11 protein-coding genes and 1 pseudogene are annotated in these 23,741 nt (G+C 72.7%); 6 read left to right on the forward strand and 6 right to left on the reverse strand.

Features of this window, described 5'->3' with window-relative positions; all coding sequences use genetic code 11:
• Nucleotides 1-19: 19 nt before the first annotated feature.
• Nucleotides 20-9,769: a neuraminidase-like domain-containing protein gene (locus tag ABZS66_RS21025; protein ID WP_354760044.1), complete on the reverse strand. Its 9,750-nt coding sequence runs from the start codon at nucleotides 9,767-9,769 to the stop codon at nucleotides 20-22.
• Between the two features lie 286 nt (nucleotides 9,770-10,055).
• Between ABZS66_RS21025 and ABZS66_RS21030 the strand changes: the two genes are divergently transcribed.
• The 5 genes and pseudogenes from ABZS66_RS21030 (at nucleotide 10,056) to ABZS66_RS21050 (ending at nucleotide 15,568) form a co-directional block, all read left to right on the forward strand.
• Nucleotides 10,056-12,497, forward strand: coding sequence for a PQQ-dependent sugar dehydrogenase (locus tag ABZS66_RS21030; RefSeq protein WP_354760046.1), 2,442 nt, complete (start codon nucleotides 10,056-10,058; stop codon nucleotides 12,495-12,497).
• Between the two features lie 143 nt (nucleotides 12,498-12,640).
• Nucleotides 12,641-12,890 (forward strand): annotated as a pseudogene (locus ABZS66_RS21035) (cellulase family glycosylhydrolase); the annotation flags it as partial.
• Nucleotides 12,891-13,106: 216 nt separating this feature from the next.
• Nucleotides 13,107-13,664 carry an NAD(P)H-dependent oxidoreductase gene (locus ABZS66_RS21040; protein WP_354760048.1) on the forward strand — a complete coding sequence of 186 codons (558 nt, stop codon included), beginning with the start codon at nucleotides 13,107-13,109 and terminating at the stop codon, nucleotides 13,662-13,664.
• 39 nt (nucleotides 13,665-13,703) lie between these two features.
• Nucleotides 13,704-14,717, forward strand: coding sequence for an ATP-binding cassette domain-containing protein (locus tag ABZS66_RS21045; RefSeq protein WP_354760050.1), 1,014 nt, complete (start codon nucleotides 13,704-13,706; stop codon nucleotides 14,715-14,717).
• The gene (locus ABZS66_RS21050) at nucleotides 14,714-15,568 is read left to right on the forward strand and encodes an ABC transporter permease (protein WP_354760052.1); all 855 of its coding nucleotides are present in this window, start codon (nucleotides 14,714-14,716) and stop codon (nucleotides 15,566-15,568) included. Before ABZS66_RS21045 ends, ABZS66_RS21050 begins: the two co-directional genes overlap by 4 nt.
• Before the next feature lies 1 nt (nucleotide 15,569).
• Here the strand turns inward: ABZS66_RS21050 and ABZS66_RS21055 are convergent, their stop codons facing one another.
• From ABZS66_RS21055 to ABZS66_RS21075, 5 genes are all read right to left on the reverse strand, one after another.
• Nucleotides 15,570-18,809: an AAA family ATPase gene (locus tag ABZS66_RS21055; RefSeq protein ID WP_354760054.1), complete on the reverse strand. Its 3,240-nt coding sequence runs from the start codon at nucleotides 18,807-18,809 to the stop codon at nucleotides 15,570-15,572.
• A 105-nt stretch (nucleotides 18,810-18,914) separates the two neighbouring features.
• Nucleotides 18,915-20,036 (reverse strand): glycoside hydrolase family 19 protein, encoded by a 1,122-nt coding sequence (locus tag ABZS66_RS21060; protein ID WP_354760056.1) that lies wholly within the window; start codon nucleotides 20,034-20,036, stop codon nucleotides 18,915-18,917.
• 181 nt (nucleotides 20,037-20,217) lie between these two features.
• Nucleotides 20,218-20,706 (reverse strand): response regulator transcription factor, encoded by a 489-nt coding sequence (locus tag ABZS66_RS21065; RefSeq protein WP_354760058.1) that lies wholly within the window; start codon nucleotides 20,704-20,706, stop codon nucleotides 20,218-20,220.
• A complete protein-coding gene (locus tag ABZS66_RS21070; protein ID WP_354760060.1) occupies nucleotides 20,703-20,867 on the reverse strand; it encodes a hypothetical protein in 165 nt (54 codons plus the stop codon). The genes ABZS66_RS21065 and ABZS66_RS21070 overlap by 4 nt, the downstream gene beginning before the upstream one ends.
• Complete coding sequence (locus ABZS66_RS21075; RefSeq protein WP_354760062.1) at nucleotides 20,864-22,915, reverse strand: histidine kinase; 2,052 nt, start codon at nucleotides 22,913-22,915, stop codon at nucleotides 20,864-20,866. The genes ABZS66_RS21070 and ABZS66_RS21075 overlap by 4 nt, the downstream gene beginning before the upstream one ends.
• Nucleotides 22,916-23,068: 153 nt before the next feature.
• Here ABZS66_RS21075 and ABZS66_RS21080 point away from each other — a divergent pair, with 153 nt between their 5' ends.
• Complete coding sequence (locus ABZS66_RS21080) at nucleotides 23,069-23,656, forward strand: hypothetical protein (protein ID WP_354760064.1); 588 nt, start codon at nucleotides 23,069-23,071, stop codon at nucleotides 23,654-23,656.
• Nucleotides 23,657-23,741 lie beyond the last annotated feature (85 nt).

Below are 23,741 nucleotides of genomic sequence, written 5' to 3' on the forward strand. Positions count from 1 at the left end.
TGCTGCCTGCGGTACGGCCTCAGAACGTGTAGCCGAAGACGACGCCGACATCAGCGAGCACTCCTTCCTTGAATCGGGTCACGGTCGTGCCGCCGACGGTCACGGTCTCGGCCAGCGCGGCCGGGATCGAGCGGACCTCCAGCCGCCACGGGGACTCGGCGGACACCGGCACCCCCTGGGCGAACGCCGTCCCGGCCGCGGGCAGGCCACCGAGCTCGGCCGGTGACACGGCCAGCGACAGCTCGGCGGGCGGGCCGGCCGGGCCGGTGAGCCGCAGCTCGATCGGGTCGGCCGGGTCGTACGTGAGGCCGGCGGCGAGCCGGACGAACACCGCCGCCGCGTTCACCTTCAGCGCCCGGTCCCGCACGTGTGCCGGGAACCGGTCGCGGCCCAGCGGCACCGTCAGAATGTGCGGCGCGGCCCCGTCGGGGTGCAGGAACCGCGGCCAGCCGTCGCCGAGGTCGGTCCGGCCCGACACCATCCGGTACAGCCCGGCGGCGCCTTCACCGACCGGCATGCTCGTGATGGCGGCCGCCAGGTCGGCCTTCGCGGCGGAGCGCAGCTGCCCGCCGCCGTCGCGGGCGGTGTAGCGCACGTGCAGGATCACGTCGCTGATCGACTCGTAGTCGAACTGCCGGAACGTGTCGGGCAGTTCGATGCGCCACGCCCCGATCGCGCCGGCGCCCTCGAACGGCAGGTACCGCTCGTCGTCGAAGTTGGTCTGGAACATGCCGGCGTCCTCGTGACCGGTGCTGGTCACGATCGACTGGACGCCGCCGGAGTCGCTGCGGAACCGCTGGTCCTCCGGCCCGGTCCAGGCGTAGCCGGGACTGACGGCCGCGCTCACCCGGGTCCGGTTGGCCAGCAGGGTGAGCCGGGCGGTCACGTTGGTGTACGGCCCGGTGGTGCACGGGATGGTCACGCTGACCGACTTGATCCGCCGCATGTGGTGCCCGGGCTGGTCGAGGTCGAACAGCGCCTCCGGCAGCTCCAGGTAGCAGCTGCCCTGGCGGCGCAGCGCCAGCAGCCCCTCGGGGTGCAGGTTCGCCAGCGAGATGTGCTTGGTCATCTCGTGCTCGCGCCGGTTGAGGTCCAGATAGGACACCTGCATCCGCTGGAGGTCGCGGTGCAGCGCCTCACCGGCGAGCAGCCCCTTGCGCAGGCTGTCCCAGTAGCTGTACTGCACGAACGAGCTGCCGTCGACGCCGAGCTCGAAGCGGTACGCCCGCTCGGCGCGCTTGGCCACGTCGAAGGCGAGCTGGTACCCGGCGAAGTAGGCCTGCGCGGTGCGGCCGATCATCCAGTTGTACAGCTCGGCGTTGGTGTACTTGCTGTGCAGGAACTCCTCGGTACCGCGCGCCTGCTCGATCTGGGACCGGTGCGCGGCCAGCTCGTCGGTGGCGATGCGCACGCGCACGGCCGCCTCGGCGAGCTGCTTGTCGATCTGCATGAGCTCCTTGCCGGCGAGGTTCTGCTGGAGCACCATCTCCGTCTCGCGGTGCACCAGACCGGCCACGATGGCGGCCCGGGCCGAGCCGTCGGCGTGCTTGCTCGCACCGGCCCGTTCCCGGCTGGCCATCGCCTGCAGGGCCGGGCCGAGCGCGGAGCCGGAGATGCCGAGCTTGACGCTGCCGCCGACGCCCCAGGGCAGCGTGGCGATGCTCAGGTCGGGGATGTAGTACGACAGGATCGCGGCCGCCTCCCAGCCGTGCGCACTGTCCTGGAAGCGGTGCGCGGTGGCCAGCTCGTCGAGCTGCTGCTGCTCGGACGCGATCATCTTGGTGCCCTCGCCGTTGACGACGGCGGCCTTCGTCGGCGCGGCCACCTCCTGGATCTCCTCGCCCTCGCCCGGCCGATGCAGCTGCGTGACGCCCTGCAGCCGCTGGTAGTGCACGTACCGGACCATCGCCTGGTCCCGCGCGGCGCGCAGGGTCTCCAGCTGCCGGGTGGCGGCCTCGACCTGCTGGACGCGGATCTGCTCCATCGTGCGCAGCAGCGTGGTCTCCTGCCCGGCGCGCAGCGCCGCGAGGTCCTCCGCGTCGCGCTTCTCCAGCACCTGGGTCAGGCTCGCACCGAGCTGCTGGACGTGCTGGGTGAGCTCGGCCGCCTTCGCCGCCAGGGCACGGAACCGGTAGACCGGCTGTGGTGCCGCCGCGTCGGCGATGGCGCCGGCGATGTCGGCACCGGCCGCGCTCGCCTGCACCAGCAGCGCCGGGTCGATCGGCGGTTCGAACAGCGGCAACCGGCGTTCGATCCCGTCGACGTTCATGCAGTGGCGGATCTTGAACAGCCGGTCGGCGACCTTGTCCCAGTAGCCGAGGAGCTTGTCGTTGGCCGGGACGCCGAAATACAGCGTCTTCGGCAGCGGCACCGGCGGGGTGTTCGGGTTGACCACGACCGTGTCCGGCCGGACCGAGCCGAACAGGTACTCGATGTCGACCAGCTCGTTGGAGAGCGTGCCGAGGTCGAGTTCCAGCGTGGAGTACGTCTGCACCTGCGGGACGGCCCGGGGCGGGATCAGCGCCGGGCGCGGGCCCAGGATCTGGGCGGCCAGCACGTACAGCTGGGTGGCCTCGTTGACCGACTCCAGGGTGTCGCGGCGGAACAGCTGGTCGCCCCACGCGATGAGGTTGTCCAGGTAGCGCATCACGACGTTCTTGGCGTACGCGGTCGGCCGCAGCCGGGCGATCGCGTGCGGGTCGAACGGGCTGTCGCGCCACTGGTCGACCTCGTCGAGCAGGTCGTCCGGCGGGTTCCCGCCGGCCAGCATCTTGAGGATCTTGTCGATGCGGTCGTTGAGGATGGTGGTGTTGCTCAGCTTGTGCAGCGGCTTGGTCTGCCAGTACTTCTGCGGTGCCTTCAGGGTCGAGCTGTCGGTCGGGTCGAAGACGAGGTGCAGCCAGCGCTGTGCCTCCTCGAACCGCTGGTTCGCGCTGAGCCGGTCGGCGATCAGCAGCGGCAGGTGGAAGAAGAGCTCCCAGTTGTACAGCGCGTACCCGCCACCGTAGGTGAAGTCGATGTCCTCGACGGGGTACGGCGCGTCCACGACCGTGGTCGGGTCGTACCGGGTGTCGAAGGTGTCGGTCTCGCCGAGCTGGATCGTGCGGCTCAGCGCGTTCGTCGGGCCGCCGCTGCTCATCCCCTGGACCAGGTTGGCGATCCGGCCGTGGAAGTGCGGCTGGAACAGGTACCGCCGCTGCTGGGTGGCCGCGACCACCAGCTGCTGCGGCGCGTCCAGGCGTCCGTCGTCGACGGTGTGCCCGGCCGGGTCCGGCACCGTTGCGCCGTCGACGTCATCGTCCAGGCCCCGGTAGTAGTGCCGCCTTGCGCGATCGATCGCGGCCGGGTCGACGCGGGCCGGGTCGGCGGCCGGGGCGAAGTTCACCGTGACGGTCCGCGAGGTGACGTAGAAGGTGCGCTCGTCGTCGCTGAAGAAGAACGGCCGGTCCGGCCGCAGGCCGTGGTACTGGTGCGGGTAGGACAGCGTGTACCGGCCGGGTGTCTCCTTGAACGCCAGGGTGTACGTCGCGTCCGGGTACGCGGCGTCGTCCTTCGGCAGGTACAGGTTGTCCCAGCCGTTCGGCTCGGCCAGCTGGACGAAGTCGGTGCCGTCCTCGTGCGTGTTGGCCGGCGGGTACACCCGGATCGGCTCGTGTTCGATCGGCTGGACGAAGCCCTCCGGGCCGGAGAACCGCCAGCCGTCCCGCTGGGTTCCGGCGATCTTGCTGTCGAACCAGATCTGCAGGTCCGTCGACCCCTTCTCGGTCCAGAACAGGTGGTCGCCGCGCGGGCCGACCGCGCCGAGGTCCGACCGCACCCGCTGCGTGGTGATGCGCCGGGGCTGCCACTTGCCGTCGACGTACTCGCTCCAGGCCAGCTGCATGTCCAGCTCGTTCGGCGACGGGTCCGCGACCGGCCCGGCACCGCCGTACACCGGCACGGGTGTCTCGGTGTACACCGGCCAGAACAGGAACAGCCGGTCCCTCCACACCACGGGCAGGATGTGCCGCTCGGTGATGTCCAGGTCGACGGGCTCCCACGCGGTCCAGCGCCCGGCGAGGAACCGGCGGTGGTAGAACAGCGGCGTCGGCGTCCCCGGCACCCGGCCGAAGACGTGGATGTCCGACGAGCCGACCCGGTAGATGCCGGCGACCTCCAGCCGGGCGATCATGCTGAGCTTGTGGATGTAGCCGGCGACGACCCGTTCGGCGGCCTCGGAGGTGACGTCGTCCTGCCCCAGTTCGGCCTCGGCGGCCCGGAACAGCGGTGACCGGTCGGCCCGCAGCTCCGGTGCGATCCAGTTCTCCGGGAACAGGAACACCTTCCGGGCTGCCTCCCAGACGCGGTACTGCTTCATCCACGGCCAGTCCCGCCAGCCGGAGCTCGTCATCTTCGGCCCGGTCTCCAGGCCGAGCAGGCAGCGCTGCACGAACTGCTGTGCCGAGCTGATCGCCTGCTTGAGCCTCGACGTGGTGGCGCAGGCGCTCATCTCGGTGTCGATGAGGAAGTGCCCGTACAGCCCGTTCGCGTCCCGCCAGTGCTGCCCCCTGGCCGGGTCGGGGTTCGTGACGAGGTAGCTGACGAGGGCCTTGCGCTGAAGCTCGCGCAGCGTGTCCCGCAGCGGGCGGGCGACCCGCGGCCACTCGTCCACCGTCGATCGGGCGCGGACGAGCTGGACGGCGGCCCGCGCGTCGGCCGCGGTCAGCGACGGCGCGGTGAACGCCACGGTCTGCGCCACGCTCGCGCCGAGCCGGGTGATCCGGCCGATCGCCGGTACCAGCCGGGCCAGCGCGGTCTCGTCGGCGAACCGGTCGACCGCGGTCAGGTCGAGCACGGCCTTGGCGGCCAGCGCCGTGAGGTCCGCCGGGGCCCAGCCGGTCCGGGTGGCCAGCCCGCCGAGCACGGTCGCGGTCGTGGCGCCGGCTGCCCCGGCGTCGGCGAACATGCGCTCGACCGTGTCCGCGCCGCCGGGGACCCGGTCGCGCGCGGCAGCCAGGTCGACCAGCCGCAGCCAGGCCGCGAACCGGGCCGGTGACGGGTCCACCGGTTCGGTGACCGCCAGCTCGTCCGGGTGCAGCCAGCCGGTCGACACCGGCGTGACGCTGAGCCAGGGCGCCGGGCGGACCGGTACCCCGGGCATGCCGAGCCAGTGCAGCTGGCCGGGCTGCAGGCGCAGCAGGCCGGTCAGCCGGTGCGTCTTGGCGAGCCGGCGGACGGTGGCGAACTGGTGCGGGAACCCGGCAGCGGTGATCGTGATCTCCGGCTCGCTGTCGAGGTAGGCCGGTTCGAGCAGGTCGGCGATCGCGAACTGCCCGGGTGCGGTCCCGGCGTGCAGCGTGCCGGTCAGCAGCGCCCGGACCGTGTGCGTCGGCACCGCGAGGGCCTCGGCGAGGTGCTGGACGACGATCTCGGTGCCCTGCTCGACGCGGACGAACGTCAGCACCCGGGCGAGCACGATCGCGTACCGCTGCAGGATCGTGACCGGTTCGTCGAACAACCGGGCGGCATCCACGGTGGAGACCAACACGTTGTCGGGCTCGGGCTGGTACTGCGCCACGGCGGCGTACAGCTCCTCGACCGCGGCCCGGTAGAGCCCCTCGGTGGACAGCGAGTGCAGCAGCCGGCGGTCCGCGGCGGTCATCGCGCCGCGGAAGCACAGCCGCCGGGCCGGTGCGTCGTAGAACACCCGTGCCTTGATCTCGGCGGGAAACACCACACCGGCCGGGAGTCCCTTGAGCGGGGCGTGGAACGTCGGCCAGCGCAGCGCCAGCCGGGTCACCGCCGACCGGGCGGCGGTGAAGATCTGCTTGACCGCGGCCAGGAACGCGCTCGCCGCCGGGGCGGCCGCGCTCAGCAGGTCACGCTCGGCGACGGTCAGCGGCCCGGTCACCCGCAGCACCCCGTGCGCCCAGTCGACCCGTCCGCGCAGGTCCGCCGGCACCTGGAAGCCCGGCGGCAGGCTCGCCAGCGGCGCGGCGTACACCGCGTCCGGCGACAGTGCCACCAGCAGGTCGTCGATCAGCTCGTCCGGCCAGCCCAGCGCGGCGAGCCGGGAGCGCAGCGCCGTGCCGTCGCGGTCGACGACCGCGGTGTCCTGCTCGTGCAGCGCCCGCACGGCGGTACGGACGTCGTCCAGCACCGCGGTGATCGCGGAGTCGGCGGGCGTCGTGGCCGCGCTGCCCCGGTGGTGCAGCAGATGGTCCAGCTCCGCGACCGACGTCCCGGCCGCGGCGACCCGGTCCAGCAGCTCGGCGAGGAACAGGACGTTGTGCGGGTTCTGCGGGAGGAACACGTCGGTCAGGCCGGTCATCGCCTTGAACGTGAGCAGGTCCGCCACGGGCAGGCCGAGCCCGCGGGCGAGCAGCACGTGCCGGTACAGCCCGGACAGTCTGGCCAGGTCGAGCGGGCCGGTCGGGGCGAGGGCGGCCAGCAGGGTGGCCAGTTCGCCGTCGTTCACGCCGAGCGCGGCCGCGAGGGTGGCGCGGTTCGCCTGCGGTTCGGCCGCGACGGACACGGCGCCGTTGACCGGGACGAACGCGGGGTTCACCGGGTCGACGACGGCCGGGTTCGTGAACAGCCGCTGGTACAACGGGTCCGGGCCGGTCACCGGCAGCGGGGACCAGAAGGTCAGCACCTGCTCGCGGGTCAGCCCGAACCGGGTCGCCAGCAGCTGCACCGCCAGGCATCCGCGCAGCACCGTCGGCGTGAACGGCTGGGCCGGTGCGCCCTGGAACACCGCGAGCGTGGCGTCGAGCTCGGTCGTCGTCCAGCCGAGCCGGCGCCACAGCCGCACGAACAGGTGCAGCCGGGCCAGGAACGGCTCGGTGACCCCGGTCAGCTTCAGCTTCCACAGTTCGCCGGTGGTCGGGTCGGTCGACTGGGCGGAGACGATCCGCACGGCCGCGTCCGGGTTGACGTACCGCGTGGTGAGCAGTTCGACGAGTTCCTCGTAGCTGACCGCCAGCCGGTCGATCACCTTCGTCACCCAGGTGAGCGCGGACAGCCAGTCCAGCTGCTGGACCGCCGGCACCGACGAGCCGTTGAAGACCTCGACCGGGTTGCCGGTCTGCGCCAGGCCGTAGAAGTGCCAGGGCATGACCCGCTCGCCGCGGTGGCCGGTCGCCGTCGGCACCAGCCGCCAGGTCGTGGCCTGGTTGACGGTGCCCTCCGCGACGGCCACCAGGCCGGGGGCGTCGGCGCGGCTCCAGGCGCCGGCGCCGACGGTGTAGACCCCGTGCTGCGACTGGTCGGCCTGGTCCTTCACCAGCACCAGCTGCCCGGCGGTCAGTGCGACGCCGTCGACGGTCCGCAGGTCCGACAGTGCGCTCAGCGGGCCCGTGGTAGCCGCCCGCACCGGCGTACCGCCGGTCAGCAGCACCCGTTCGGCGGGTGCCAGCCCGAGCCGCTCGCCGACCACCTCGGGACGGTTGAACGCGGTCCACGGCGACGACGGCGAGAGCTCGGTGAGCAGGCTCGCCCGGTCGGCGCCGAAGTGACCCAGCATCGCGGCGGTCTCCGCCCGCCACAGGTCCAGCGGCAGGTCCAGCGGGAACACCGCGGACCGCAGCACGTCGTACGCCCGGGTGCTCACGTGCTCCGGGCTCGCCGCCAGCCGTCCGGCGTCGGCGCCGGTCTGGTAGGTCATCGCGGTGACCGTGATGGTCGGGCTCGTGGCGCTGCCGCGGACGAGGTCGAAGCGCACCGAACCGTCGGACAGGTGCCAGCGCTGGCCCTTCAGGACCACGTACACCACCTGGCCGGCACTGAGCGGGTACCCCGCCTGGGCGAACGGCGCCCGGATCGGGTCCGGGACCTTGCGCAGATCCAGGTCGGCGGCGAGCGCGGCGGGCACGGTGAACGGCGCGAACGGCGCCACCGCCTGCTCCAGCACCTCGTTGACCAGGTCGATGTAGGGCAGTTCGGTGTTCGTGTTCTCGCACGTCAGCTCGATGTCACCGAGGTCGGGCCGGCGGGCCAGCAGCACCTTGAGCGCATTGCCGAACGGCGGCTCGGCGCCGCGCTGGCTGAGGAACTCCAGGATCTCGGCGTAGTAGGCGGCCGGGCCGGCCACCGACTTGCAGTGCTCGCAGGCGCAGGCGTCCAGCGACCCGAACAGGCTCGTCAGCGTCGGCACGTCCACCGCGTTCGGCGTCAGCACGCCCGCGACGTCGACGGTGTTGTACTGCGGGCTGTAGGCGGCCACGGTCGCCATCGCCGCCGCGGCGACGGTGGCGGCCTGGGCGTGGACCTGCCCGGCCCGCTCGGCGTCGGGGAAGACCTGGCCGTAGCGCTCGACGAAGTCGTCGTGGTTGAGCTTGGCGATGTCGGTCGCCGAGGTGAGTCCGGCGTCGAGGAGGGCTGCCGTCTCGGTGTGACGGCGGGTCAGGTTGAACACCCGCTGGGTGGCCCGCAGTTCCCGGGTGACCGCCCCGGTGTCGGTGACGCCCTGGAGCAGTTCCGGGTGCGCGGCCAGGAACGTCTCGACCTTGACCGCGCCGAGCTCGAAGACGACGCCGCGGGCGGTGACGTTGGTCCAGAAGGCGCGCAGGCCAGCCGAGCGGGTCTGGTCGGCCTGGGCGCGGTGGGCCAGCACCTGCGTCGGCATCGCGTCGGTGACGATGCGCTCCAGGGTCTCGGCGTAGCGGGCGACCCGGGTCGCGTGGTCGGCGCCGGTGATCTCCGCCGGTACCTGGTCGGCCGCCGGGACGGGCTGGCTGGTGATCACCGTCTTCCAGTCGGCGACGCCGAGCCTGGCCAGGTGCCGGAACGTGGGTGCCTCGCCGCCGCTGCGCATCGCCCGCAGCCGGTTCACCAGCGGCGCGTGCCCGCCGGTGAGCGCCGCGACCTGCATCGTGAACTGCAGCTCAGGCACCTTCGGCCCGAGCCGCGGATCGCCGGCGAGCTGGGTCCAGAACCGCGCCGGGTCGGTCTCGGCCCGGTCGCGGGCCGCGTCGTCGACGTGTGCGGCGTACCGGGCGAGGAACGTCTCGCGGTCGGCCGGCTGGTCCAGGACCCCGCCGAGGAGCTTCGCGATCGGTGCCGGGCCCGCGCCGTACTTCGCCGCCGCCGCCCGGAACGCCGTCTCGGTCTGCTCGATGCGGTCGTGCAGGACGCCGGGGACGATCCGCTGCCGGACGGCCTCCTCCAGGGCCCGGATGCGGACCGCGGGCTCGGTGGCGAGCAGCGCGCTGAGGTTCGTCGGCAGCTGCTGGCGGACGTACCCGTAGTGCACCTCCGGCTGCAGCCCGGTGCGGCGGGCCAGCTTGTGCGCCACGACGAGCGCGGCCAGCTGTTCGGCCGGTCGTGCGACCTTCCCGGCGAGCAGGCTCAGGTCGCGCTGACCGGCGCGCTGGGCGAGGTCGGCGAGCTGGACGCCGCCGAGGTGCGGCTGCAGCTCCTGCATCAGCTGCTCGTACTGCGACCAGGTCGCCAGCGGCCCGCCGTCGACGGTCAGCGGCACGGACTCGACCTCGCCGGCCGAGAAGACCACCGGTGACTCGGCCGCCGCCGTGGTGCCGTCCTGGGCGTACACCCGCACGAGCAGGTCCACCGGTGTGCCGCCGGGCGGGTACGTGATCTCGTACCCGCCGTCCGCGCCGGTGACCGTGCGGCCGAGTTCGGACTCGCCGCGAAGTCGTTTGTGCCAGGCGACTACCGTCCGTCCGGCGATGCCACGCCCACCGGCGAACGTGACGGCGCCCCGCACCGTGCGCGTGCCGTCGGCGGGAGCGGCTGCGGCCGGGCCGGTGCGATCCAGTTCGAGCGTCATCGGTACACCCTCATCTCGCGGTTTCGACGAATGAGGCGACTGTGCGCGGCGGGTGCCGGGGGCGGTGCGGGGTGAAACGCGGGGTCCCGCACCCGATGTCGGGAACCCGTCACGTGTCCGCCGCGGATCCACCGCCGCGGCCGAGCCTTGACCAGACTCATCGATATGAATATCGTGCTCTATCTATAAGGAAGCCTAACTAACAACCAAGGTCGGCGACGGCGCGGCGACCGCTGCCCGGCTCCGTCGCCTCGCGGGGGGCCCGGCGTCAGGAACGGAGACCCCGATGAGCTCCCCACCGGTCAGACACGTCATCGCCACCCTCGCCGCCGCGCTCTGCGTCGCCACCGGCGTGGTGGCGGCCGCCGCCCCGGCCGCCGCCGACACCGTCGGCCCGATCACCGGCATCGCCTCCGGCAAGTGCGTCGACGTCCCGGCGGCGACCACCGTCAACGGCACCCAGGTGCAGCTCTACACCTGCAACGGCACCGCCGCGCAGACGTGGACCGTCGGCACCGACGGCACCATCCGCGCCCTGGGCGACAAGTGCCTCGACGTCGCCGGCGGGATCAACGCCAACGGCACCAAGGTGCAGATCTGGGACTGTTCCGCCGGCAACCCCAACCAGCGGTGGACGTACAGCGACTCGGCCCGCACGCTGGTCAACCCGGCCACCGGCCGGTGCCTCGACGTGGCCGGCGGCAGCACCGCCGACGCCGCCAAGCTGCACATCTGGGCCTGCAACCCGGCCGTGGCCAGCCAGCAGTGGGGCCTGGCCGGCGGGCCGCCGCCGGCGTTCACCGACTACCAGGCCGAGAGCGCCGCGGTGTCGCAGGGTGTGGTCGAGTCGAACCACGCCGGCTACACCGGCACCGGCTTCGTCAACTACGACAACGTGGTCGGCTCCTACGTCCAGTTCACCGTCTCGGTGCCCGCCGCCGGCATGTACCCGCTGGCGCTGCGCTACGCCAACGGCACCACCGTCGACCGGCCGATGGACATCACCGTCAACGGCGCGCCGGCCGCGCCCGGGGTGTCCTTCCCGGGCACCGGCGCCTGGCCGACGTGGGTCGAGCGGACCGTCACCGCGAGCCTCACGGCCGGCACGAACACCGTCCGGGCCGCGGCCACCACCGGCAACGGCGGACCGAACCTGGACCGGCTGCGGGTCACCGCGCCGTCGGACGGGCAGCCGCCGAGCGCGCCGGCGAACCTGCGGGTGGTCGGCGCGGTCCGCCCGACCGGCGTCGACCTGGCCTGGAACGCCTCCACCGACAACGTCGGCGTCGCCCGGTACGTCGTCTACAACGGCGGGAACGTGGTCACGGAGGTCGGCGGCAACATCCTCGCCGCCACCGTGCCGTTGCAGCCCAACACCTCGTACGTCTTCAGCGTGCTGGCCTACGACGCGGCCGGCAACCCGTCGCAGGGCAGCAACAACCTGCCCGTCACGGCGCCGCCGGGCACCGACACCCAGCCGCCGACCACGCCGGCCGGGCTGCGCAGCACCGCCGTCACCGCGAGCACGGTGACGCTGGCCTGGAACGCGGCCACCGACAACGTCGGCGTCCGCGGCTACCGGGTGTCGCGCGACGGCACCCAGATCGCGGACGTGCCCGACCTGACCGCGTCGGACACCGGGCTCGCCGCCGCGACGACCCACCGGTACACGGTGGTCGCCTACGACGCCAACGGCAACACCTCGCCGGCCGGCCCGGCGCTGGCGGTGACCACGTCGTCGCAGGCGGGCGGCGGCGACCCGATCTTCGACCGCAACGTCAACACGCAGCTCGACCTGCCGTGGGGGATCGCGTTCCTGCCCGACGGCAGCGCGCTGGTCGCCGAGCGGGACCGGTTCGAGATCGTGCGGGTGACGCCGGCCGGGCAGAAGACGGTCGTCGGCACCGTCGCCGAGGCCGTGACCACCGGCGGCGAGGGCGGCCTGCTGGGCCTCGCCGTCGGCCCGACCTTCGCCACCGACCACTGGGTGTACGCCTTCCACACCGCGGCCGCGGACAACCGCCTGGTCCGCTTCAAGTTCGAGAACGGCGCCATCGGCCCGCGCGAGGCGCTCGTCACCGGGATCGCGAAGAACCGCTTCCACAACGGCGGCCGGGTGCGGTTCGGCCCGGACGGCTACCTCTACGTCACCACCGGCGACGGCCAGGACAGCAGCCGGGCGCAGAACCCCAGCTCGCTCAACGGCAAGATCCTGCGGGTCACCACCACCGGCGCGGCCGCGCCCGGCAACCCGTTCGGCACCCGCGTGTACAGCCTGGGCCACCGCAACCCGCAGGGCCTCGCGTGGGACTCGCAGGGCCGGCTGTGGTCGTCGGAGTTCGGTGACAACACCTGGGACGAGCTCAACCTCATCACCGCCGGCGCCAACTACGGCTGGCCGACCTGCGAGGGCGCCTGCGGCAACCCGAGCTTCACCGACCCGGTGCGGCAGTGGAGCACCGCGTCGGCCTCACCGAGCGGCATCGAGATCGTCAACGACTGGATCTACATGGCCGCCGTCCGCGGCACCCGCCTGTGGGTCATGCGGATCACCGGCGCCACCACCGACACGCCGCGGGCCTTCTTCAACGGCTCCTGGGGCCGGCTGCGCACGGTGGTCAAGACACCGGACGGCGGCCTCTGGCTCACCTCGACCAACAACGACATGAACGGCGGCACGCCGACGGTGCTCACCAACGTCATCGTCCGCCTGCGCTTCGCCGCATGACCCGGTCCACCAGCGAAGGAGATCGTGCATGAAGATCCGCGCACCACCACCGGCAACGGCGGCGTCGACACCGTCACCGGCCTGAACGCCACCGGCCGGTACGTACGGGTGCTCGGCACGGCGCGGGCACGCAGTAGTCCGTCACCGACGCCTCGCTCAACGCCCTGGCGACCGACTGGAACGCCGACGTCCTGCGGGTTGTCGATGTACATCCAGGAGGGCGGCTACGAGACCAACCCGCAGCTGTTCACCGACCGGGTGCACAGCTACATCGAGCAGGCGATCGCGCGTGGCATGTACGTCATCGTCGACTGGCACATGCTCACCCCGGGCGACCCGAACTCCAACCTGGACCGGGCCCGCACCTTCTTCACCGCCATCGCCCAGCGCCACGCGGCCAAGACGGCCGGCGCCTGGGTGCGCGACCGGATCCGCACCCCGGACAGCTTCCCGACGGGCTGACCTCGCAGCACACGGTGGGCCGGTCCGGCGACGGACCGGCCCATCGGCGTGCCTCGACAAAGTGAACCCGAACGCCCGCGAGATTGGATCTCGCGGGCGCCGGGCGGCGTCTAGCGCCGAAGGGGTGAACCACCCCGAGGAGGCAGCATGGCACCGCTCCGGCTCGCCGTGATCATCGGCAGCACGCGCGAGGGGCGCGTGGGCGAGAGCGTCGGCCGCCGAATCGCCGAGGAGGCGATGCGGCGGGACGACCTGGCGGTGACCGTCGTCGACCTCGCCGCGTACGAGTTTCCCGGCAGCCACCCGGCGGAGCCCACCGCGGCGATACGGTCGTTCGTGCAGGACATCAACCGGGCCGAGGCGTTCGTCGTCGTCACCCCGGAGTACAACCACAGCTTCCCGGCCTCGCTGAAGCAGGCCATCGACTACGCGTACGACGAGTGGCAGACCAAGCCGGTCGGCTTCGTGTCGTACGGGTGCCGGTCGACCGGGCTGCACGCGGTGGACGCGCTGCGGACGGTCTTCACCGCGCTGCACGCGGTCACGGTGCGCGATACCGTCGCGTTCGACCTGCTCATCGCGCACAGCGAGCAGGCGGAGTGCCGGGACCGGCTGCGCCAGGACTGCCGGCTGCTGCTCGACGAGCTGTGGTGGTGGGGCATGACGCTCCGCGAGGGCCGCGCAGCGCGGCCCTATGTGAACTGAGGCCGTGACCAAGAGAGACGAAGAGGAAGGTTTGCATCCGTGAGTGAACGCACCACGGGCCTGGCCGTCGAGGCCGAGGGCCTGACGAGGTCGTTCGGCGAGACCCGCGCACTGGACGGCATGGATCTGCGCATCCCCGCCGGCACCGTCTACGGCCTGCTCGGGCCGAACGGCGCCGGCAAGACCACGGCGGTGCGCGTGCTGGCGACCCTGCTGCGCCCCGACGGCGGGCGGGCCCGGGTCTTCGGGCACGACGTCGTGGCCGAGGCCGACGCGGTCCGCGCCCGGGTGAGCCTGACCGGGCAGTACGCGTCGGTCGACGAGGACCTGACCGGCTTCGAGAACCTGGTGCTGCTCGGTCGCCTGCTCGGGCTGCGCAAGCCGGCCGCCCGCGCGCGGGCCGAGCAGCTGCTCGCCGCGTTCGGCCTGACCGACGCGTCCGCGCGGCAGGTGAAGAAGTACTCGGGCGGCATGCGCCGCCGCATCGACATCGCGGCGAGCATCCTGAGCACCCCGGACCTGCTGTTCCTCGACGAGCCGACGACCGGCCTCGACCCGCGCAGCCGCAACCAGGTGTGGGAGATCGTCCGCGCGGTGGTCGCGCACGGCACGACGGTGCTGCTCACCACGCAGTACCTCGACGAGGCGGACCAGCTCGCCGGCCGCATCGCGGTGGTCGACCACGGCAAGGTGATCGCGGAGGGCACGCCCGGCGAGCTGAAGTCGTCGGTCGGCTCCGGCACCGTCCACGTGCGGCTGCGGGACCCGGGACGGCGGTCGGAGGCGGAAGCGGTACTGCGCGCGGCGCTCGGCGTCCCCGTGCAGCTGGACGCCGACCCGGTGGCGCTGACCGCACGGGTCGGCGGGGCCGGCACCGACCTCGACGCGAGCGAACAGGCCGCGCGGGCGCTCGGTGACCTGGCCCGCGCCGGCATCGTCGTCGACGACTTCTCCCTCGGCCAGCCCAGCCTGGACGAGGTCTTCCTGGCCCTGACCGACCACCCCGCGGAGCCGGCCGGCGAGCGGGACGAGCAGCTGGAGGCGGCCCGATGAGCGATGTCGCAACCTCGACCGGCCGCGCGCCGACCGTCTTCGTGCCCTCGGCAGAGGCCCTCGCCACGGTCCTCGCCCCGGGGGCGCGCCCACCCCGCCCGAGCGCCCTGTCGGCGTCGATGACCTTCGGCTGGCGGGCGATGCTGAAGATCAAGCACGTGCCGGAGCAGCTGTTCGACGTGACCGCGTTCCCGATCATCATGGTGCTGATGTTCACGTACCTGTTCGGCGGCGCGCTCGCCGGCAGCCCGAGTGAGTACCTGCAGTTCTTCCTGCCCGGCATCATGGTCACGAGCGTCGTGATGATCACGATGTACACCGGGGTCGGCCTCAACACCGACATCGAGAAGGGCGTCTTCGACCGGTTCCGGACGCTGCCGGTCTGGCGACCGGCCGCGCTGGTCGGCATGATCCTCGGCGACGTGCTGCGCTACGTCCTGGCCGCGTTCGTCATCCTCGGGGTCGGCCTGGTGCTCGGCTTCCGCCCGGACGGCGGCGTGCTCGGCGTGCTCGCCGGGATCGGCCTGCTGGTGATCTTCTCCTTCGCCTTCTCCTGGGTGTGGACGTACTTCGGCCTCGTCCTGCGCAGCGAGAAGTCCGTGATGGGCGTGAGCATGATGGTCCTATTCCCGCTGACGTTCCTCAGCAACGTCTTCGTCAACCCCACCACCATGCCCGGCTGGCTGCAGGCGTTCGTCAACGTCAACCCGATCACCCACCTGGTGGCGGCGGTGCGGGCGGCCATGTCCGGCTCGTCCGACCCGTCGAACACGATGTGGCTGCTGCTGTGGAGCGCCGGCTTCCTGGTGGTGTTCGGCACGCTCACGATGTACCGCTACAACCGCCGCTGACTCAGAGGCGCCACGGCGGCGGCGGGGCCGGGCGGTAGGAGCACGCACTGCCGGTCGACACCGTCTCGCGCAGGTGCGCGGCGAGGGCCGGGTGGCGCTCGTCGAGGCGGCGCAGCGTGTCGCGGATGCGGGCGGTGACCGTCTTGCGGGCGCGCTCGGCCTCGTCGCCGAGGCGGCGGGTGCGCCCGGCCAGGCCGGCCGCCGCCCGCAGCTGCTCCAGCAGCGCCGCGCGCTCGGCGTCGAGGGCGGCGAGCCGCGGCGCGTCGCCCCGCACCGCGGCCCGGTCGATCTCCTCGTCCAGACGACCGAGGTGGTGCCGGTACCGTGCCTTCGCCTCGTCGTCGAGCACCGGGTCGCCGCCGAGTCGGCGGGCGGCGGCCAGCTCGGGCCCGGCGGACGGGTCGAGCAGGTCGGCGACCGGCACGTCCACCCCGGGGCGGCTCAGCAGCAGGCGCAGGTCGTGCAGGCCCTTCGCGTCGGGCAGGTGGACGACGGTGCCGGCGTAGGCCAGCCGCCAGACCGCCCCGTCGAAGCGGAACTCGTGCCCGGCGGGCGGCTCGGCAGGCGGCTCGGCAGGCGGTGGCCCGGCCATCGGTGCCGCCGGCCGCGCGCCGAGGCGATCGGCGACGTGCGGCATGCCGAGCGCCCGCGCCTGCTCGGCCGCCGTCGCCCGCAGCGCGGCCGCCTCCTCCGCCTGGCCCTGGCCCTGGCCCTGGCTCTGGCCCGACAGCGCCTCCACGAGCCCGGCGCGGGCCAGCAGCGACCAGTGCCGCGAACCCATCCGGTCGGCGGCCTCGCCGGCGGCGCGGAAGCCGGCGACGGCGTCGTCCCAGCGCCGCTCGGCGAGGTCGAGGCGCGCCAGCCAGTGGTCCACCGGGCCGCTGACGTCGCAGCCGAACAGCGCGACCAGCCACTGCCCGCGGTAGGGCCGCAGCACCTCGCGCACCTCGGCGCACCGGCCGGGGTCGCCCGAGGCGGCGGCGACCTCGGCCCGGAGGCGGTGCCAGAGCGGGGAGACGGCGCGGCTGTACTGCGCGCCGGCGGCCTCGATGGCGGCGGTGAGCCGGGCGGCGGTACCGGCGTCGCCGCGCTCCGCCGCCGTGAGCGCCCGCAGCAGTTCCACGTAGTCGCGGTCGGACACGTCGAGCCGGTCGAGCAGCTCGTCGATCTCCGCGAACCGGCCCTGCGGCAGCAGCCACGCCCACCGCAGGTGCGCGGTGGTGAACGCGTGGTCGCCGTCGGCCCACTCGCCGAACGACTCCAGCTCGGTGTAGCACGCGTCGGCCTCGGCGAAGTCGCCGCGGAATCCGGCGACGACCCCGCTGTCGATGGCGACCATCATCCGGTACGCCGCGAGGTCCTCCCCCCGGCCGAGGGCTGCCATGGCCGTCAGCTCCCGGTAGTAGCCCGGGTCGCCGAGCTCCAGCAGCGCGACCCAGCGCAGCGAGGTCGCCCACAGCTCGGTCTCCACGTCGCCGCTGCGGCGGGCCACATTGCGGATCTCGGCGGTGAGCGCCGCCCGGTCGGCGGCCGTGCCGAGCCCCCAGGTGGTGTCGTGGCGCGCCCACAGCGTGAACGTGAGCGCCTCGTCGTCGTGGCCGCTGCGGGCGAGCGTCTCGGTGGCCGTGATGAGGTCCGTGACCATTGCTCCGGGCGAGGCGACGCTGCCCGGGTCGCCGATCAGGCGGCGGTGCGCCTCCCGGAGCAGCCGCTCCGGGTCGGCGGCGCTGCCCGAGGAGTTCCGGTGCCGGTACACCGTGATGGCCACGCGGGCGAGGACCACCGGGTCGTCGAGGTCGAGCACGATCGCCGCGGCGTCGGCCATGAGCCGCTCGGCCCCGGCCCGGTCGCCGTGGTGGTGCTGCAGGGTCTGGCCGAGCTCCACCATCGTCTTGGCGCGCTGCGCCGGGTCGGCGACGACGTCGAGCGCGCGCCGGAAGTGCATCACCGCCTCGTCCGACGCGAGCCGGCGCGCGGCCGCCCGGGCGGCCGCGAGCAGCAGGTCGGTGGCGTGCGCCGGGTCGACGCCGGGGCCGGCGAGCCAGGCGTGCCCGGCCAGCTCACCGGGCAGCAGCCGCTCGGCCAGCGCCGCCGAACGGCCGGCGGCCCGGACCACGGCGGCGTGCCGGGCGCGCCGGTCCTCGTCGCCCAGCCCGTCGTACAGGGTCTCGCGGACCAGGTCGTGCACGAAGGCGAACCGCCCGCCGCCGCGGGACACCACGAGCCGCGCGGTGACCGCCCGGCCCAGCAGCCGGTCGGTCTCCGCGGCCGGGCTGGGCACGCAGTCGGCGAGCACCTGGCGGTGGAACTCGCGGCCGAGCACGGCGGCGACGGTGAGCGCCTCGACGACCGGGGCGGGCAGCTGCGCGAGCCGCTGCCGCACGGCCTCCCGCACACCGGGCGCGATGGCACCGGCCTCGCCGTCGGCGCGCCACAGTCGGGCGGTCTGCTCCACGAAGAACGGGTTGCCGCCGGTGCGGCGGTGCACCTCGTCGAGCAGCTCCGGGCCCGGCTCCCGACCGGCCGTGCGGGTGATCAGGGCGCCGACCTCGTCGCGGGACAGGCCGTCGAGGGTGATGGTGGTCGCCTTGGCGGTCAGCGTCAGCAGCAGCGGGCGCAGCGGGTGGTCGGCCGACTCGACCTCGGCGTCACGGTACGTGCCGATGAAGAGCAGGCGCTCGAACCAGGTGTGCTGGGCGGCGAACTGCAGCAGCCGCATCGAGGCCGGGTCGGCCCAGTGCAGGTCGTCGAGCACGACGACGACCGGCCGCCGCTGCGCGACGGCGACCAGGGCGGCGGTGACGGCGTCGTGGAGCGCGAACGCCTCCTCGTCGCCGTCGCCCTGGTCCGCTTCGTCGCCGTCCTCGTCGTCGGCGTCCTCGTCGTCGGCGCCGCGGATCCCGGTGGCCGGTGCCTCGGTGGCCGGGGCCTCGCTCAGCAGGTGCCGCAGGCCCGGCTCGGCCGTCTCGCGCGCGAGCTCCCAGTCGTCGGGCGAGCGGCGCAGCCCGCGCACGACCTGCACCCACGGCCAGTACCCGGGCGCGCTGCCGGACGCCCAGCACGCCGCCCCGAGCACGAGCGCGCCCCGGCGCCGGGCCCCCTCGGCGGCGGCCGTGACGAGCGTCGTCTTGCCGATGCCCGGCTCGCCGCCGACCAGCACCAGCCCGCCGTGGCTCGCGAGGGCGCGGTCGACCGCCGTGCGCAGCAGGCCCGCGGGATGCTCCCGCCCGATGAGGTCCATGACCTCCCCACCGTAGCGGAACGCCCGGAGTCGAGCGGGGATGCCGGAACGGACCGGTCGCGCCGGCGGGCGTGACCGGTCCGTCGATAGCAGTGCTCCCCCGCGTCAGCAGGTCAGATTGCCACCAGCGGGTACACCCAGAACTGCGACGAACTGGTTGTAGAGGTTCACGCGGCTCTGCACCTGTGCGGGGTTCCCACCGTTGCATTCGATGCTGTTGATCGCCCGGATCGTGGTGCCGAAGCCCTGCCCGTTCACCATCGCGTTGTGCGACGTCGTGCCCGCGTTGCCGGTACCGGTCATCCAGTACCACAGTCCGGTCTGCCACGAGATCGACGCGTTCGTCGCCACCAGGTCCGGGTTGTTCAACAGGTCGACGCCCAGCGCGTCGCCCGCCGCCTTGTAGTTGAAGTTCCAGCTCAGCTGGATCGGGCCGCGGCCGTGATACGCGGACTGGCCGGCCGGGCACCCGTACGGCTGGCTCCAGTCGCAGTACGTCGGCCAGTTGGCGGTGTTGATCTCGTGGATGTACACCAGACCGCCGGTCTCGTGACTGACGTTGGCCAGGAACGCCGCGGCCTCCTGCCGCTTGACCGTGTCGCTGCCGGTCGTGGCGAACGCGGGGTACTTCGTCATCGCGTTGGTCAGCCCGGCGTAGGTGTAGAACGAGTTCCGGTTCGGGAACATCTGGTTGAACTGGGCCTCGCTGACCACGAAGCCGCTCCCGCCGCCGCCACCGCCGCCGCCCGGGACCGTCCACTTCTGGTTGGCGCCACCGCCGCAGGACCAGATCTGCAGCGGGGTGCCGTCGGCCGAGCTGGGGCCGGTGGCGTCGAGGCACTTGTTGGCCTGGGGGTTGACGATGTCGCGGGCGGCGTTGGCGACCCACTGCTGGGCGCCGGTGCCGTTGCAGTCCCAGAGCTGGACCTTGGCCCCGTCGGCCGTTGAGCCGCCGGAGACGTCGAGGCACTTGCCGAGGGCCCGGATCGTGCCGTCGGTGCCCACGGTCCAGCTCTGGGCGCCGGTGCCGTTGCACGTCCACAGCTGGACCTTGGTGCCGTTCGCGGTGTTGGCGCCGGCGACATCGACACACTTGCCGCCGTAGCCGGTGATCACTCCGGTACCCGCGGCGGCCGCGGTGCCCGGGACGAGGACGACGGCGCCGAGGACGGCAGCGACCGCCGCGACGAGCACGCGGCGCAGGCGCGCCGATCGTGATCTGTCCATGGTGATGCTCCTGGGTGGGCAGTGGGCGGGACATCGACCCAGATCTAATTTGGGACTTATTTCATATCGCAAACCCAGCCAACTGTAAAGAGTCCTTCCTTTTTTCTGGAGGTGTCGCGGCGGGTGTTCGTGCCGGTTGCGGCACGACGTCGCTGCTGGGCCATCCGGCGTTCGTGGGTGGTCAGCCCAGCCCCGCTTTGCGGGCACGGTCGGCGGCCTCGGCGCGGTCGGCAACGCCGAGCTTGGCGTAGATGGCCGAGAGGTGGTTGCTGATCGTCTTGGGGGTCAGGCGCATCCGGTCGGCGATGGCATGGTTGCCCAGTCCCTGGGCGGCGAGGGTGAGCACTTCCCGTTCGCGTGGGGTCAGCGTGGTCAGCCCGTCGTGCGCATGTGGCGATCCGTCAGTGAGGTGGGCCAGCACCTTGCCGGCGACGCCGGGGCCGAAGACGGCCTCACCGGCGGCGACCGCACGGATGGCTCGGACGATCTGCTCCGGCGCGGCGCCTTTGAGGATGTACCCACGGGCGCCGGCGCGTACGGCAGCGAACAGCGAGTCGTCGTCCTCGAACATGGTGAGCATGACGACGGCGGCGGCCGGTGCGGCCCGGCGGATCTCGCGGGCGGCGTCGATGCCGGACAGGTCGGGCATCTGGATGTCCAGGACGATCACGTCCGGGTTGAGGTGACCGCGGCGCGGATGGCCTCGCGACCGGTGGCGGCGGTGCCGGCCGGTGCTATGCCGGGCACAGAGCTCAGGAGCGCGAACAGCCCGTCGCGGACCACGGGGTGATCGTCGGCGATGAGGACGCGGATGCTGGTGTGTTCGCTCACAGCGGCTGCCGTCGCTGCTGTTGATGCGCAGTAAGCGGCAGTCGGGCGAGTACGTGTCCGCCCTGCGGCCCGGGTCCGGCGGTGCAGACCCCGCCGATCTCGGCCGCCCGGTACCGGATCGACCGGAGGCCGTTGCCTTCACTCCACGGGGTGGCGGAGGTGTTGTTGTCGCACACGCTGATGGTCAGCTCGTCGTCGACGACAATGGTGATGTCCACGGCTGTGGCGGTGGTGTGCCGCACGACGTTCGTCAGGGCCTCCACACCGATGCGGTAGGCCACGACCTCCACGGGTGCGGGCAGCGCAGGGAGGGGCTCGGGGTGGTGCAGGTTCACCGTCAGCGGTGGCCCGGCGGGCCGGTGGGACAGATGCCTCGCGCGTTGGCGCAACGCGTCCGCCAGGCCGAGACCGTCCAGTTCCGAGGGGCGTAGCTCCTCAATCAGCTGGCGCACCTGTTCGATGGCCGACAGCGCTTGGTCCCGGATGGCGGTCAGCAGCGCACTCACTGTCGCATCGGCCGGTTCGATGAGATTGTGAACGGCCTGGGCCTGGAACGAGATCCCGGTCAGGATCGGGCCGAGCCCGTCGTGCAGGTCTCGCCGCAGCCGTTGCCGCTCATGTTCACGGGCGTCCACGATGCGTTCCCGGGAGCGACGCACATCGGTCGAGAGCGCGGTGACGTGGATCGCCAGGGCCAGCGGTGGGGCCAGCGCCCTGAGCACCGCCAGGTCGGCAGGAGCGATACGGGTCTCGCCGGGCCGGAGCCCGACCTCCAGAACGCCGACCTGGGCGCCGGTGTAGCGCAGCGGCAGTCGATGGGTGTGCACCGGGGGCGAGCCCACGTTCACCGGTCGTAGATCATCGTCCCGGTCTGCGATGGACGGCTCGAGGGCAGCGTAGGGCAGGCGCAGCGCGTCGGCCATGGCGACGAGAACGCCGGGCAGGCCGGCGTCGGGGCCCGTGACGAGACGGTCGCCGACCCTCGAGACCGCGCGCAGCGGATCGGCGCGCTGTCCGTACAGTGCGGTGTCGACACGGCGTTGCAGCCACACCCGGACCGGATTGAACCCGATGGCGATGACGACCGTGGCCAGCAATGAACTGCCCAGGCCAACCTGACGGCGGGCGAACGCGTCGAAGACAGCGACCATCCCCACATAGAGCCCGACGACGCCGACGGAGAGCAGGGCGTACGCGACGGCCCGCGACACCACGAGCCGGATATCCAGCAACTGGTACCGCAGGATCGCCACCGTCACCGCGATAGGGATCAGGTTGACGGCCAGCAACGCCAGGACCGGGCCGCGGCGGGCCAGCACGAACGGGGCGATCACCGCTGCCGCGACGACCGCCGCGAGGACCAGCCACAGCAGTTGCCGGCGCACCACCTCGTCACCCCGCCGGTAGCGCACCACCAGGGCGACCGCGGCCAGGACGTTGGCCCCGAAACCGGCCAGGTCGGCGACGGCCCAGAGCCGGTGCCACCCGGCGAACCCGGTGAGGCTCAGATACCCGGCGGGGGCGCCGGCGAGGTGAAACCCGGTCGGGTCCAGTCCGCTGCTCAGCGTGAACAGCACGCCGATGACGAGCACCGCGAGCAACGCCGGGCGCCACCGCCGGCCGGGCAGCCGCCCGTCCGGAAACACGATCAGGGCCACCGGCACGCCAACCGTCACAGTCCACGGCCAGGCGTAGACGCCGATGGCCGTCAGAGCCCGCAGCGCCGGTACCGGCCATGAGTCGCTCATGCCCCACACGATCAGCGGCGGCATCATCGCCGCGGTGCTGTGCCCTATCGCCGAGCCGACGAACAGCCAGCCGATCGGGCTCCGCGGGCGATGCCACGCCAGCGGCCCACCGCAGCACAGCAACGCCAGACCAGCCGCCCCGTGCGTGATCACGAAACTGTCGACGGCCATGTGTGCCGTCATCCCCGACGTCGCCCACGCCGCCACGGTCACGACCGTCTCGGCGGCGACCACGGCGCCCAACACCCACACCAGCGCCGCAGCGGCACGACGTGGGCGGAGCGATCTCACGGCGGTCACGGCACCATCATCCGGCACCGAACCGCGAGGCGTACCGCATCGACCCGGGTCGGGCCGGGAAACAGTCCCGGATCAACCCGGGAAGACCGGCGGGAACCCGGGCATCGACGTTCCGCACCATCCACCCATGTCAACCGGACCGGAAGGACCGCCGTGAACACTCCACGCATCGCCCGCATCGCCGCGACCGCCTTCGCCGCGGGCGCCCTGTGGCACATCATCTCCTGCGTGCGTGCCCTCGTCGACCCAACCGAACCGGGGTCGGTCGCCTTCGCCCGCAGCAACAACCTCGGCTCGGTCGCCCACCTGCTCTGGCTGGCCGGACTCCTGGCGCTGGCCGTCGTGACCTGGCGGACCAACCGCACGCTCGCCCGGGCTGGGTATGCGATCGCGGCCCTCGGCCTCGTTCTGCTCGCCACCGCCGAACTCGTCATTGGCCGGTCCTACGACCTCTCCCAGGCACTGTTCACCCTTTCGGTGCCCGTCAACGCCATCGGCCTGACCTGTCTGGGCCTCGCCACCGCGCGTCACAACACCGGCCGGACGAGATACGCCGTCGTCACTGCCGGCATCTACGTCTTCCTCGTCATGGTGCCCGTCTTCGCCATCTTCGGCGCACCGAACTACCCCACCCTGATCGGATGGGGCATCACCTGGCTCCTCGTCGCCGCGGCCACCTGGAGCGACGCCAACAACCTCGCCGGCCGGGGTGCGCCGATGCCGGTGCGGGCGGCCGCGTAGACGCGACATCCCGGCCCTCCCCTGTGGGATGTCGCCGGCTGACCCGCGACTACGAGCGGACCACCTCCCGGTTGGCGAGCAAGCC

Source organism: Dactylosporangium sp. NPDC005572, assembly GCF_040605515.1.
In the GTDB taxonomy this organism is placed as follows: domain Bacteria; phylum Actinomycetota; class Actinomycetes; order Mycobacteriales; family Micromonosporaceae; genus Dactylosporangium.